The sequence below is a fragment of the Alteromonas sp. AO-Serp genome, from assembly GCF_017849675.1.
GTDB lineage: Bacteria > Pseudomonadota > Gammaproteobacteria > Enterobacterales > Alteromonadaceae > Alteromonas > Alteromonas macleodii.
On sequence record NZ_JAFLMX010000130.1, the window covers coordinates 1 to 14616 of the forward strand.

At 45.5% G+C, this 14616-nt stretch carries 11 protein-coding genes; 2 read left to right on the plus strand and 9 right to left on the minus strand.

Translation table 11 applies throughout. The features are described from left to right. On the plus strand, window positions 1–220 hold a 220-nt coding region (locus QVA83_RS09660), incomplete at its 5' end, for a hypothetical protein (protein ID WP_287498405.1). A gap of 211 nt (window positions 221–431) precedes the next feature. Here QVA83_RS09660 and QVA83_RS09665 read toward each other — a convergent pair. The 3 genes from QVA83_RS09665 to QVA83_RS09675 form a co-directional block, all read right to left on the minus strand. Then, on the minus strand, window positions 432–2171 hold the full coding sequence (locus QVA83_RS09665) for an AMP-binding protein (protein WP_069944957.1): 1740 nt from the start codon (window positions 2169–2171) through the stop codon (window positions 432–434). Between the two features lie 367 nt (window positions 2172–2538). Then, on the minus strand, window positions 2539–3117 hold the full coding sequence (locus tag QVA83_RS09670) for an EF-hand domain-containing protein (protein WP_287498406.1): 579 nt from the start codon (window positions 3115–3117) through the stop codon (window positions 2539–2541). A 302-nt stretch (window positions 3118–3419) separates the two neighbouring features. Further along, on the minus strand, window positions 3420–5789 hold the full coding sequence (locus QVA83_RS09675; RefSeq protein ID WP_287498407.1) for a DNA polymerase II: 2370 nt from the start codon (window positions 5787–5789) through the stop codon (window positions 3420–3422). Between the two features lie 301 nt (window positions 5790–6090). On the opposite strand from QVA83_RS09675, the gene QVA83_RS09680 reads away from it, so the two are divergent. Next, the gene (locus tag QVA83_RS09680) at window positions 6091–7122 is read left to right on the plus strand and encodes an MBL fold metallo-hydrolase (RefSeq protein ID WP_069944954.1); all 1032 of its coding nucleotides are present in this window, start codon (window positions 6091–6093) and stop codon (window positions 7120–7122) included. 69 nt (window positions 7123–7191) lie between these two features. Here the strand turns inward: QVA83_RS09680 and QVA83_RS09685 are convergent, their stop codons facing one another. The 6 genes from QVA83_RS09685 to QVA83_RS09710 form a co-directional block, all read right to left on the minus strand. Further along, window positions 7192–8520 carry a sensor histidine kinase gene (locus tag QVA83_RS09685; protein ID WP_287498408.1) on the minus strand — a complete coding sequence of 443 codons (1329 nt, stop codon included), beginning with the start codon at window positions 8518–8520 and terminating at the stop codon, window positions 7192–7194. Beyond that, window positions 8520–9104, minus strand: coding sequence for a chemotaxis protein CheX (locus QVA83_RS09690; RefSeq protein WP_014949492.1), 585 nt, complete (start codon window positions 9102–9104; stop codon window positions 8520–8522). The genes QVA83_RS09685 and QVA83_RS09690 overlap by 1 nt, the downstream gene beginning before the upstream one ends. Continuing rightward, window positions 9101–9466, minus strand: coding sequence for a response regulator (locus QVA83_RS09695; protein WP_014949491.1), 366 nt, complete (start codon window positions 9464–9466; stop codon window positions 9101–9103). The genes QVA83_RS09690 and QVA83_RS09695 overlap by 4 nt, the downstream gene beginning before the upstream one ends. 267 nt (window positions 9467–9733) lie before the next feature. Beyond that, window positions 9734–10909, minus strand: a complete 1176-nt coding sequence (locus tag QVA83_RS09700; RefSeq protein WP_287498409.1) for a pyridoxal phosphate-dependent aminotransferase — start codon at window positions 10907–10909, stop codon at window positions 9734–9736. Window positions 10910–10928: 19 nt separating this feature from the next. Next, the gene (locus tag QVA83_RS09705; protein ID WP_014949489.1) at window positions 10929–11750 is read right to left on the minus strand and encodes a sulfite exporter TauE/SafE family protein; all 822 of its coding nucleotides are present in this window, start codon (window positions 11748–11750) and stop codon (window positions 10929–10931) included. A gap of 116 nt (window positions 11751–11866) precedes the next feature. Next, window positions 11867–14515: a TonB-dependent receptor plug domain-containing protein gene (locus tag QVA83_RS09710; protein WP_287498410.1), complete on the minus strand. Its 2649-nt coding sequence runs from the start codon at window positions 14513–14515 to the stop codon at window positions 11867–11869. Between the last annotated feature and the right edge of the window lie 101 nt (window positions 14516–14616).

Consider the following 14616-nt stretch of genomic DNA (forward strand, 5'->3'; position numbering starts at 1 on the left):
TATTAGCGCCGATGGTAGTGTGGGGCTTCCCCATGTGAGAGTAGGACACTGCCAGGTCCCAATTAAAGAAACCCGCCTAACGGCGGGTTTTTTGCGTTTGGAAGAAAGAAAAATAATGGGGTCAGAGTACATTAATCCCCAATCCCCTCAGCAAAACCGCAAATTTGGGGCAGAATACTTTTTGGCTCTCACTCTCGTTAAAAAAAGAAATGTACTCTGACCCCATTATTGTGGGCTAACTAAATAATCCGAGCTCTTTAACTCTCTAGGGTATATAACAGGCAGTTTGAAAATACGGTAGATAGGTACAGACTGTAGGTGCAAGCGTTGGAAATACGAATGTAGGGTTAGTGTACTTTAAAGCGCTATCTTTTAAAAAGTACTCTGACCCCAATTTTCGAAATGTACTCTGACCCCACTATTTGCTGGGATTATGCTTCGGTTTGTAGGGCTTGCTTCTTCAGTGTTTCTATCATGTATTCGCGCATTTTAAACTTCTGAAGCTTCCCTGTTACCGTCATGGGGTACTCTTTCACTACGCTGATGTATTTGGGTACTTTAAAGTAGGCTAGTTTGGATTTCAGGTAGTCGCGTATCTGATCTTCGTCTATATGTCGATTTTCCTTTGCCTTAATCCATAGGCATACTTGCTCGCCATATTTGTTGTCAGGAATACCAAAGACAGCGGCGTCTGACACATCCGCATGTTGATACAAGACTTCTTCAATTTCTCGTGGATAAATGTTTTCGCCGCCGCGAATAATCATGTCCTTTATTCTACCAACTATTGTGACGTAGCCTTCTTCATCCATTTCTCCGAGATCACCAGAATGGAGCCAACCTTCATCGTCTATGGTGGCTTTTGTCTTAACCTCATCACCCCAATAACCTTTCATTACACAGTAGCCTCTCGCGCAAATCTCACCCGGCTCTCCAATAGGCACCGTATTGCCTTGGGGATCTATGATCTTCACTTCTGTATGGGGCATAGCGCGTCCAACAGTTTTGACCTGCTTTTCAAATGGCGAGTCAATGTCAGTAATATGATTGATAGGGCTACACTCTGTCTGACCATAACCTATGACGACTTCTGTCATATGAAATTCACTATGGACCTTTCGCATGAGCTCTTCTGGACAGGTACTACCTGCCATAACGCCGGTTCTTAGTGTTGATAGATCAAAGCTCTTAAAGTTGGATAGTTCGAGTTCGGCAATAAACATGGTTGGTACGCCATGTAATCCCGTGCACTTTTCTTTTTCTACTGTACGGAGTGTTGTCTCAGGGTCGAATGACTCCCCGGGGAATACTGCGCATGCACCTGATGCTAAGCAAACTAAGTTGCCCAATACCATTCCAAAGCAGTGGTAAAGCGGAACGGGAATACAAAGTTTGTCTTTGTGTGTGAACCTCATTGCTTGTGATACTAATAGCCCATTATTTAGAATGTTTCGGTGCGTTAACGTTGCGCCTTTCGGATTTCCCGTCGTGCCAGAGGTAAACTGAATATTGATGTTATCATCCGCGCTAAGGTTCGATTCAACGGCCTCCAACTGAGATTTAAGCGCTTCCGTTGGTTCTATTTGTAATGCAGAAAAAGCCTGTAATCCTTCTACAGGCTTATCGCCAATAGTGTATACATATTTAAGTGAAGGCAACTTAGAAAGCGTTAGAGGACGCCTTGGTGTGTTCTTAACTTGGCTGTCTATTTCTGGCGCAAGCTCTTTCAACATGGCGACGTAATTTGACTGCTTGAATGACTGCGCCATGACTAAGTATTTTACGGAAACGTTATTAATAGCAAACGCTAATTCAGCAGGACGATAAGCAGGGTTCAGGCATACCATGATCGCCCCGATCCGCGCAGTGGCCATCTGTACGATCGACCATTCGATATTGTTCGGAGACCATATACCCACACGGTCGCCAGGTTCTACACCGTTTGCAAGTAAGCCGCAAGCAACACGTTCTACTTCATACCAATACTGCTGATAGGTCCAGCTAACGTCTTGATGTTTTACAATAATCGCTGGGTTATCGCCATAATTGTCGACAACATTTTTGAAATACTGACCGATAGTGAGCGACGTCAGCTCAGCGTCATCAGAGCCAGTAAACTCACTTTTCTGAAGAGGGAGTAGTGAGTTCGGTGTAAATTTTGATTCCATCATATCTTGCCTCCATGCGCGTACGCATCTGATTTATATATAAATAATAGAGTTGGCTGTTTCGGCTTTTGGTTCCAAATAACCAATGGCAACAATTGCAGTAAATGCTGAATACGCAACGAATAAAACAAATAATTCAATCTTTATTAACAATATTGTTGCAAACGGGTTTTGTCGACAAGATGTTAGTCGTATATGGGGTTATTCAACGATGAATTTGTGTGACTCGTCGTACACGCTGAAAGGAGAGTAATAACCAAAAGTGACAATGTATTTGATGTCTAAAGAAAATTGTCTCGACTTTAATGAAACAAAAAAGCCTCCGACGAAGGAGGCTTCCTAAAATTTTTACTTTACGAAAGGTGAGTGTCTATTCAGACTCAATACCTTCGAAGTAGGCACGATATTCCATACGGGTAACGTAAGAATCGCCATTTGCGTCCATCATCTCAAAGTCACCTTCGACATGTGCAACCTTTAACTCCTCGGCTGTAAGCTTACCGTCGCTGTCTACATCGATTTCAGTAAACTTATTGTCGGCTGTGGCTGACATTTCAGTACGAAGCTCCTTATTCTTCTCTGATATCATTTCACTGTCTGCTTTAGAGAATAATTCAGGGTTGCCCTTTTCCGAGAGTAGAGCGTCATTGGTGCCTTCAGTTTTCACCTGAGTAATGATGTCGTCGCTAAACATTGATGGTTTTTCATCAACAAACTTGTTGAATTCAACACGGCTAATCATGCTGTCACCATCGGTATCCATTTTTGCAAGAAGCTTACTGTCAATAACGCCTGAAGACTCTGAACCGACGATATAGCCGTTTCCATCCTTATCCATTGCGTTAAATCCCATCGAGATCTTCTCTTCGTGGTGGCCTGCTACTGCTGAAGCAGATAGTGTTGCAGCAATAACAGCACTGGTAATCATACTTAGTTTTGTGATCTTCATAATCAAATTCCTTCTGGCTTTTACAGTGAACTCGGGCGTTCAATTGCCCTAACCACTAGGTCCACAGACCTCAACATAGGTGCAGATTGGAAGTAAGTTTCAATCTGACACCGCTAATGACTTACGTAATTCATTATTCATTGAATGTGCCAAATGCATAACTAACTGATTTAGTGAGGTAATAAAAATTTAAGGCAAGGATTTCAATGTTATTGCTATGTTAAATTGTCGCAGTGTTTGCAAGATCTTCATACGTCAAACTTAAGCTGATCTCAGATATAGATAGAACCCCATTAATGAGATTAAAACAGCGAGAGTTGATCGTTCGCTATTGTCTCAAAATTCAGGCCGATAAGAGGCAAGATACTATCGGCAATGGGTTGGATTTGCTTTTCAATATAGTGGTCATATTGAAGGGGGGCCGTGGCGGTTTCTGCGGTTTGAGGGCCCTGTACCGTAATAACATAAGCAATGGTAGTATTAAACTGATAGCGAAGTGGCAACCCCTGTTCTTTATAGTACTCGTCGGCTAATCGCGCTGCCCTTACGTGGGGAGGCAGCGACTTGGTATACGACGACAAAGGCTTTCGCAGCCGCTTTTTATAGACCAAAGCGTGATCCATTTCACCGGACTTTATCGCTGCTATCGTGCTATTTATGTAGTCTTCAACAGGCTGTCCAGTAAACACTTTTTTGTACAGTTCGTACTGGAAGGTTTTAGCTAGTACCGTCCAATCAGAGCGGACATTTTCTAAGCCTTTAAAGACAAGTTCACCGCCCTTCATTCCTGCGTAACGTTTTTTGCTGCCTTCGGAAGAGCCTCGGATCGTCGGCATAAAAAACGTAGAAAAGTGAGATTCAAACTCAATTTCTAAGTGGCAATCAATGTCGAACTCACTTTTTAGTAACTCTGTCCACTTTCGATTAATAATGCTAGCGAGCTCAAGTCCAGTCTCTGGGGGCGTACCCAGTGCATCATTACCTTCTACATGAACAAATGTTGAGTCGGTATCGCCGTAAATAACCGTATAGCCCAGTTCTTCAATCCAACCCGCAGTGGTTTGCATGATCTCATGACCCCGCAGTGTAATAGAGCTAGCAAGGCGAGGATCGTAGAAAGGGCAACCGCCACTACCAAGCACACCATAGAAGGAGTTCATTAATATTTTGATGGCCTGAGAGCGCGGTGCGTCTTTCTGTTTTTTGGCTTCGTCGCGCTGAAGCCATAGGTTTTCAATGATGGAAGGTAGAAAATGAGATTCGCGGCTAAATACTGCGCCTTTAAAACCTTCAATCGCCGTGTCAGGGGACTTAAGCCCTTCCGCTAGTCCCAACGGATCGATCTTAAATGTACGAATGATGGAAGGATACAGGCTCTTAAAATCTAGGACTAAAACGTCTTTATATAAACCTGGCTGGGAACGCATGACATAACCACCCGGACTAGCCAAGCCTCCATTTTCAGGTCTTACCCCCGCGACATAAGACTTGCGGTGAAGCTTAGGCAAGTACACATTTAAAAACGCGGCCACTGACCCCCCGGGGCGACTCATATCTAGGCCGGTAAGAATACTGCGCAGCGCCAGAAAATCGATAAATTGGGTTTTATCCTGAATGCGATTGACCAGTTCCGTATCTTTAAAGTTATAGTTAGCGAGTGCAACGGGATCGCTATGATAAAGACGCTTTATCGCTTCAAGCTTGTCGGCAGCTTGAATAAGCTTATTTTCGCCAAGCAGTTCTTCAGATACGTGATCGAGCGAGAACGACTCGAATTGATAAGTCATTGTTTTTAGAGCTTCGATACCATCAATAACGCATCGTCCTGGCACATCCACGAGGGTTTGATCCTCCCACTGCCTTACAGAAGCCTCTCGGCTGTGGCGGCCGATAGCATACTTTAGCGAGTTAGCCCTAGCGCGGCGTTCAAGTACCGCCATATCGAACTGTTTAACATTCCAGCCTAAAATGATATCTGGGTCGTAGGATGTAAGATATGAAAAAAATGCTTCAAGCAATGCTTTTTCTGATTCAACGGTAATGAGCTCGTACGCGCTGTCTTTTTGTCCTTGCAATGTTTGCCCAACAAAACGTGGCGGGCATAAAAGCAGCACAACGTTGAGTCCTTCACCGGCTAACGCAATGCTAAAGAGTTCTTCATGCTCATTGCATTCGATGTCTATGCTTAGCGATGTAAATGTGGTTCTGAATTGACAGGGTCTGATTTGCGCATTTTCTATAACGATCTGAGGCGTATCGTCGAAATCTTGCGGGGCCAGGAATTCCACCGCGCCATACACAAAGCGCTCCATTAAGTAGCGATCGGCAACGCGAATATCGGCTTCGTACAATACAATACTGCTTTCCTGCGCATGCTGGCGAAGCTGATGCATGTGTGATTCGGTTGCGGTTTTTACCGTCGCAACAGGAACTTGTTCCAGCGTGTGAAACCCGTCATCTGAAATACTGATCTTTGCAGAAATACGCTCGGCGATATTGCGTAAATCATTGGCGTGATCAACAGATACAAAGCAAGTGGGGTATTGGGGTGAAGAAATTAACCTAGCGGTGCTACTGGGCGTTTTAACCCATAGCTCAACATACACCTTGCCTCGCCGGGTAAACGTACTTTTATTGAGTATGAACCCTTGTTGTATTGTTGAGGCTGACATGAATCTAATTTACTAACCGGCTTTGTTGACGTTAATTTCTTTAAATAGCCTCATGGGCGTGTACGTTTTATAAACTCGCATTACCGTTATCTGTTCAATAACTGGCGCAAAGGTGCAATAAAAATGCGCTACCACTGTGCACGAGAAACGGCAGTAGGCTTAGTATAACGTTTGTTATCACCTACTCCTATAGATCTCTATTCGACAGATATGTTTGTTTTTGTAAGCAGCGCGAGTTAAAACGAAAACGTACAGTCTTTGTGCACGTTAGACCATGCACGATAGAAAAGGTGAGGGCGATATGGAATATCTATTCGATAAACAGGTAGAGCCGGGCGAGCTAATAGAAGTGGCCGATGGTGTTCTTTGGCTAACAATGCCGCTCCCATTTGAACTTGACCACATAAATTTGTATCTGATCCGCGGTGAAGGCGGTTGGGTGGTCATTGATACTGGCATAGGAACGTCCACCACCAAAGCGCTGTGGGAGCGTATATTCAAGCAATTAGACGGGCCAATAGTTGGTGTCATCGTTACGCACTTACATCCTGATCATGTAGGGTTAGCGGGCTGGATAGCCGACACGTATAACGTCCCCTTTTATATGTCTCAAATTGAGTACTTTACTGCCAGAGCGTTTGCGGCAGGAAGAAATGGCGCAACGAATGAGCGGGATGTGCAATATTACCAGCGAGCAGGTTTAGACGAATCCATGATCGCAAAGCTTACTTCTGGTGAAGGCAATGGCTACAGCAGCGTTGTTTCACCACTACCCATTAGCTACACCCGTCTAAAACATGGTATGACGCTGTCGCTTGGCGGTAATGAATGGCAGATCATCATTGGCCGCGGCCACTCTCCTGAGCATGCGTGCCTTTACAATAAGCAAAAAAATATTCTCATATCAGGCGATCATATTTTGCCGATTATCACGCCAAACATTGGCGCCTACTCAACAGAGCCTGATGCCAACACCTTAGACGACTACCTTTCTACGCTGCCGCAATTCAAGAATTTGCCCAAAGATGCGACAGTATTACCTGCTCACAAGCTACCCTTTATCGGCCTGCATGAGCGAGTAGATTCGCTTATTGCTCATCATCACGAGCACCTAAAAGCACTGTTAAATGCTTGCGAGCAACCTCAAACGGTCGTAGAGTTATTACCGGTTATGTTTAAGCGCAAGCTCTCTAGTCGCAACATGGTGTTTGCAGTAGCAGAGTGTTTGTCTCACCTTAATTACTTGCTTAATGAAGGAGTCATTTCGCGGACGTTAAACAGCAAGGGTGTGTATACATTTAAAGCCTGTGAAGTAAAAAAGCTTGCTTGTTAGTTCAGTCAGAGGACATACAAACAGAGTGAGGATTAACAACGTCCTACTCTGTACTGGGCTATCTGTTTTCTAGGCCGTTTGAGAGTTTTCCGTTTCGTTTTCTTTATTCTCTTCATTATCTTCACTGGACGGGGGCTGTGCTGCAGGCTGTTTCGGAATGGTGATCTCTACCACGGTTCCTTTTGCCTCTTTGCTGCTAATAGATATTTTACCTTGATGTTGTTCGATGGCGGTGTAAGCCACAGAAAGGCCCAGCCCTTGGCCTTGCCCTTCGGGCTTTGTAGTAAAGAAGGGTTCAAAGACTCGCTTTAGATGTTTCGTAGGAATACCGCAACCCGAGTCCAGTATTTTGATGGTCACCAACGTAGGTGAATCGAGCACAGTAAGTTTAATGAAGCCCCTATCTTCTATGGCCTGCGCTGCATTTATCATGACGTTCATTAGCGCCTGTTTCAGCGGCCCAGGGTTTCCCATTACCTCCACTTTCTCTAATTCACATTCAAATTTATATTGGGGCGTGCTGTACTGGGCGGAAATAAGCGTGATCAGCTGGTGACACACGGCGCAGATATCTACTATCTGCACACCTTCGGTAGTCTCCAGCGAAAAGTTCTTAAGGTTTTCGACGATGTCTTTTACGCGGGTAAGACCATCTGTCGATTCGGCAATTAGCTCAGTAATATCGTCCTTTAACAAGTCGTAGTGATTAGACTCAAACAGTGCGTCAATCTGCTCTTTAAGTTCGTCGGTGAAGTGTTCGAGTTGCTCCTGAACGCCATCACAGATCGCAATAAGGTGAGTTGCGTATTGCTCAAGTGTATTGAGGTTAGCGCTCACAAAACCAATAGGGTTATTAATTTCGTGGGCGATCCCCGCCGCTAGCTGACCAGTAGAAGCCATTTTCTCAGCCTGAATTAGCTGGCTCTGTGCGGTATCGAGTTTGCGAATTAACTTTTTTTGCGCTTCGTGTTCTTTCTTCAAAGCTTCAGAAAGCTTTTGCTGGGCTCTAAAATAGCTAGCTTGGGCGGTCACATCTTGCAGAAAAATACACGCCAATTTTTGCCCTGTGTTTTTGTCTTTAATGGGCAAGATTTCCATGTTTTGATACATCTGTGTTTCTTCACCCGTTATAGGGCGAGAGCTCTTAAACGGAAAGATGTGGGGGCGTTGTTCCCAGTAGCTAAAGCTAGGATGCTGCAGTACAAAAACTGACTTTAGTCTGCGTTTTAGAAACTTACCTTGTCCTTGAAATAACTCAACAACTGGCGTTTCTTTATAGCAGTCGCGCATATTGTGAGGAAGTCGATCTAAAAAGAAGTCGTTTAGATAAACAACCTTAAAGCTCTCATCGACTATACCAATTCCGACTGGTAATTTACCTACCAGTTGTTCAAACATTATGCGAGTAACTCATCCAATGTGTCTTTCATGCGTGCAAGAGATTCATCGTCTAAGCAGAAAACAACGCGCATGCTAAACGACGAGATCGCGATAATAAACTGCACTTCCATCACTAAGCTGTGCTGCCATTGCAACTCATCGAAGTTCGCTTTATCGGGCAAGAATAACGTGGGCATGTTCAAGTTAGTGGTAAGCTCCAACTGGTCGGAAAGACCAGCCAAACACGCACCTGCCAAAATGTTACAAAGCTCCAAGATAATCTCTTGAATGTCTTCTTTGCTTAATGGTTCATCGTAATCCATTAACGTTGCGACCTCACTCAATCCAGCTTGAGATAGCACAGACATCACTTCGCCGTGTACGTCGCCTAAAAAAGACTGACGGGTATAGAAAGCGTCTTCGGTTTCAAATAAGAGACTGTAAAGCTGGGTGGGAGTAACCGCTGAGATTTTTGGGATAGAAATATCAATTTTGGTTTCAATTAACTGCGCAAGAGAGTTAGCCGCTTGCCCCATGGAAATATTTAGGAGTTCTTGAAGGGCATCTCTTTGCTCTTCGTCTAGTGGTAGTACAATGCTCATAGATACCCCAACTCAAACAACGACATTGCTAATTCTTCTTTATCAAGCGGTTTGCGTAAAAAGCGCTTTGCCCCCAGAGACATGACAATTTTCTGTTTTTCTGGCTGAAAGTCAGCGCTAATCACAATTACATTTGGGGCGTCGGGCCTTTGGTGCAAGAATTCCAACACACCAACGCCGTCAACTTCTGGCATGGTTAGGTCTAAAAGTACCAATGCAAATTCACTTTCTGACAGCGCATTTATGGCTTCTTGCCCGTTTGTTGCTTCGGTGATGTCATACTCTAAATCTTGCGGAAGTGAGCGAATCACACTACGCCTCGACAACTTAGAATCATCAGCTACTAATACAGAAATTGACATTTACAGCCTCCTAGAGCGGCATTTAATGCGATGCCTTTTTAGTAAAGTATGTGCAACTTTAGCGTTACTGCAACAATACCGTAAAAATTTTCCAATCAGCGTATTCTTTGAGCAGTGGCGCTTTAAAATGAGTATATGACAGAAGTGACTTTTATGCGTATTAGACTTTTAGTTGAAAATGACTAGGAGAGTAAACGAGGAAGTAGCAGAAAATTTAAGTCTATAAATAGCGAAGTGTGCATTGACCGACAATGCACACCCTTGCAGCTAAGTATTTTGCATAGTGTACATTTTTTCAAGTGCATTGGGCATGGCATCAACATAGCGTTTTACATCGCCAATTTTTCCCATACTTACGCGAGACCAGTTGTCGTACGTACGGTAGATTCCTCTAATCAGCACGTCCTGTTCAGCCATGGCTTGGCGGAAGTACTCTGCGTTGCCGTCACCTAAATTAACAAAAATAAAGTTAGTACTAGAAGGTAGCGCTGTCAATCCATTTGCTTTTACTGCGTCCATAACCATAGATTTACCTTCATAAATTTTCTCTTTAGAGAAAGTTAAAAAGGCATCGTCATTGTAGCTGGCGATAGCCGCGGCAAGGCCTGCTTGATTCAATGTATAGCCGCCCATGCCATAGCGATTGATCCACTCAGTGTTTTCCTCTGATGCGATTAAATAGCCCACGCGCATACCTGCTAAGCCATAAATCTTTGAGAAGGTTCTCGCTACAATGACATTATGACCAGCTTTAACGAGCGGAATCATTGAATGCTTAGGAGGCTCATCGATAAGCTCGTTATATGCCTCGTCGACCAACACCAGTGTTTTTTTAGATGCTTTTATGCAGAATTCGCGAAGCTTATTCGGATCGAGCACTTTTCCCGTTGGATTGTTCGGGTTGCAAATGTGCACCATACCAATAGAGTCGTCTATTGCGGCGTACATGGCATCAAGGTCAATATCAAGCTCTGCCGTATTAGCAACTCTCACTATTTCTGGCGCACCTTGTTTTTCAGGTGCTTTAGACGTGGTGTCCCAAAAGAGGTCCGGGCCCAGAATTATTCCGTTCTTGCTGGCCGCAAGGGCGGCGTAGGAAAGAATAGGGCTTGAACCGGCGCTCAAAGAAATGTGCTTTCGAGTAATGCCATAGCGCTCGGCAATCATATCCAATAGTGTCATAGCGGCAGGATAAGCATAGTAGGCTCCACCTTCCGCCGATGCTTTTGCGATAGCGTCTAGCGCTTTCGGGCTCGGCCCAAACGGGTTTTCATTGGCATTGAGCTTTGCAACCCCAGGCTTTGGTCCATACATAACAGACGATGGGGAAGCGCTTGCGCTAACAGATTGGGCGCTCACAAGGTGACTTATGCCACTCGCACCTATTGCTGACGCTGCAACTGTGCCACCAATAAACAAGCGTCTTGAACGGTTATAACTCACGGGTTGTCTCCTTCTTCTTTTAAATGGCTTTATAGAACATTGCGCTAGAAACAATGACGAGATAGATGCCAAATAAGCGCTTTAGCTTCTTTTCACTGAAGTTGTGCGCCATTTTGGCTCCGATTGGAGCGGTAAAGATTGCCCCAATACTGATAGCAATAAGCGCAGGTATATTGATGTAGCCAATAGTGCCTACCGGCAACGAGGCGGTTTCAGGGTGCTTCATAAACAAAAAGCCAATGGCCCCTGGAAGCCCGATAAGAAAGCCGACGCCTGCGGCGGTCGCGACAGCCTGTTGAATGGTGCGCTGGCACATCACCATAGTGATTACTGTTGGCGTACCGCCGCCTATGCCAAGCAGAGCAGAGAAACCACCCAGAACAAACGCCAAAACCGCTTTGCCTATGCCTTTAGGCATATCGAAAACAAGCCCGGGTCTTACAACGAACTCAGGGAAAAGGAAGTATACGGAGTAAAGTAGAACACCAGCGGCGAACACGACCGTTAAACCATTGGCGCTGGAGTTGTTTGCGATGAGCAGCCCGCCACCAACGCCAAGAATAAGCCAAATACTCCATGAGCGAAGAATGTCAAAATCCACCGCGCCTTTAGCGCGATGCGCCATCACTGACCGAGCGCTTGATACCACAATGGATGCCAATGATGTTCCGATGGCTACCTTAACGAGGGCTTCTGATGGAGGAGTAAAAAACGGAAAAACAGCGAGAAGAGCAGGCACGACAACAAATCCCCCGCCATTACCAAACAGACCTGCCGTGATACCTGCAATGGCACCAGTTATACACAAAGTAACTACAAACCACAGTAGCTCTATTTCCATTTGCTTTTTACTCCGCATGAAACAGCTTTAAACATGAATGACCTTTTAAGTTTTTCTTATATACAGTTAACTACATACACAAACACCGACTTATGTCGGTGTTTGCAAGGAGCCAGTTAAAAACGGGCTGCAAGTCGGGTGTAGTAATATCCTCCCTGCCAATCAACCACCGAGGCAGAGTCATAGACTTCACCGCAACAGGCGTCGCCGTTAGTACTTACATCTGGGTAATTGTCGAAGAGATTTCTTACCCCCACTGACAGGGTGAGGTTCTCGTTAATAAGGTAGGAGCCCTCTATATCGAACATATATTCGTCACCGAAGGTTTGAATATTCGTGGCGTTTACCCCGTCATCGCTTCCCGCATTTTCGTATTCGCCAAAATAGCTAAGACGTGCAACGGCAGACCACACGTCGTAACTGTGGGTAACTGAGAAAACACCACGCATTTCGGGGCGGCCATTTTCAAAGTCGAACTGATCCTCAGCGTTCAAGTATTCACTCGGATCAGAATCGAACTCTGTTTTGTTGTAATTCACAGAGCCGGTTAGCACGGTTGCGCCAAACCTCGATTCCATCTTGTAAGTAGCAACAACGTCCACGCCTTCGGTTACGGTATCGAAAGCGTTTTGGAAGAAGAACACACCACCAATGGACTCGGCGCCAGAAACATTGGCACCTGCTAGGGCTAGATAGTTTTGGTAGGCGTCATAACCGTCTGCTTGAGGATCGGTAACGACAGTGGTGGAAACATCTCGGGTAGACACAGAGTAAAGGCGGTCTTCAAGCTTGATGTTGTAGTAATCAACAGTGAGCGTTAAATCGCCATAGTTCGCAGTCATGCCCAGCGTAAAGTTGGTCGATTTTTCGGGTGAAAGCTCGTTGGCACCAAGCGCCTGCGCTACTTCGCCGCCGGCTGGGAACAGACCTGTTGCTACTGGGAAGCCATCGGGCAGACGGGTAGATACGTTGGTGGTGCCCTGCTGACCTGGAGTAGGAGCTCTAAAGCCAGTGCCAAAAGACGACCTAAAGCCTACTTCATCACTAAACTGATAGAACCCTGCTACTTTGTATACTACTTCTGAGCCAAAGTCAGAATAGTCTTCATAACGCAGCGCAGCCTGAGCAAACAACTCGTCTGTAATGTCACCAGAGATATCCGTGTATACCGCATATGAGTCACGCTCGTATGAGCCCGAATAGTCTGGTGAATAGCCAGGAAAGCCGTTGGAGCCAACGCCTACAACGGTATAAACGGCGTCTACTCCAGCGAATCCATCATCTTCAACCCCATCGTCGTTACTGTCAGCACTGGTGTAGTTGGCACAATTCAGAGTTGAACCGTTAGCAATGACAGCAGCGCCCAGTGCCGTAGTGGTGTAGTCGTCGTTACAAAACTCCCAAGGGTCGGATGTGGCGTAAGAGCCTGCAAAATAGGAACTTAGCTCGCCTTCAGAGATTTCGTATGACTCGTCTAAGTAACTTGCACCGAAGGCAAGAACATACTGGTTCAAGTCATAGGTGAAGTCAGCTTGAATCTGTGTTTCTTCGTTGGTTAAGGCACCCGGCTTAAATGAAGTAGGTGACTCGTTACCCAGTGACGGGTTAATGGTATTGGCTAGTGTGTAAGAGATTTCATTATTGCCGTAACGACCACTGATATCATAAGTAAGGTCGCCCGACATGCCCTTAACACCACCAACAAATGAGTAGTCAGTCACATCACCGAAGAAACGAGGCGTGAAGCCACCGGGGAAGAACTCTAGCGGGTTCCAGATTGAACCGTCCTCAAGTCGAATGTCTTCAATGGTGCCATTGCCTGGATAGCGATAATAGAATGAACCGTCACCTTCACTTTCTGAATAGTTACCGAATGCGTAGAGTTCAAGTTCACTGGATAGTGCGTAACCGGCGTTAAAGAAAACACGCGTCCCGCTTGTATTTGGTTGCCCCCATGGTTGGACTACGTCTGAACCATGAACGCTGTTGGCCATGGCCGTAGCATCAGCGATGTATTGATCTGACTGGTCATCCACACAGAACCATGGCTCACAATATTGCTCACCACGAAAGGTGGCTTCGCTGTCAGAATATTCGGCTGAAATACTGAAAAAGCCATCGTCGCCTAACGCGAAACCTTTATTCCCAGTAACGGTAATTTGATCACCATCTCCTTCGTAGTAGCTGCCGTAGTCGGCAGTGAACGAGCCGCCTTCGGTGTTATTTTTTAATTGAAAGTTGATAACACCTGCAATGGCATCTGAGCCATATTGCGCAGCTGCACCGTCGCGCAACACTTCAACACTTTGAATTGCTGCGGTTGGAATTGTTGCGATGTCTGGCCCCTGTGTGCCAGAACCGCCAATTGAAACAAGCGCGGCCCTGTGACGACGTTTAGAGTTAACCAAAACAAGCGTTTTGTCGGTGGGCATACCTCGAAGCGTTGCTGGACGGATAAATGTTCCGCCGTCGGAAATGGGTTGACGGCCTACGGAATAAGAGGGAACGAGTGTCATAAGGACATTGTTCATATCGGTAAACGCAACGGCTTCAACGTCTTCGGCGGTGAGTACATCGACCGGTACAGGAGAGCTGGTTACTGAACGCGGTGCACCGCGGGCACCAACAACGGCAATGCGTTCTAGGTCTTTGGCTTCTGTGGTTTCTTCAGTCACTTCTTGCGCCTGTACAAGCAATGAAGTAGTGAAAAGTGTTAATCCGGTAAGTGCGTAACGTACTGCAGTGTGGAGCTTTTTCTGTTTCATTTGTGTTCCCAATCGTGCTTATTGCTACTTAGTTTTGTGGGTGTGGATTATTAAAATCTGCACTCTTTTTAGGCACGCACGAGCACTACTTTGATGCGAGA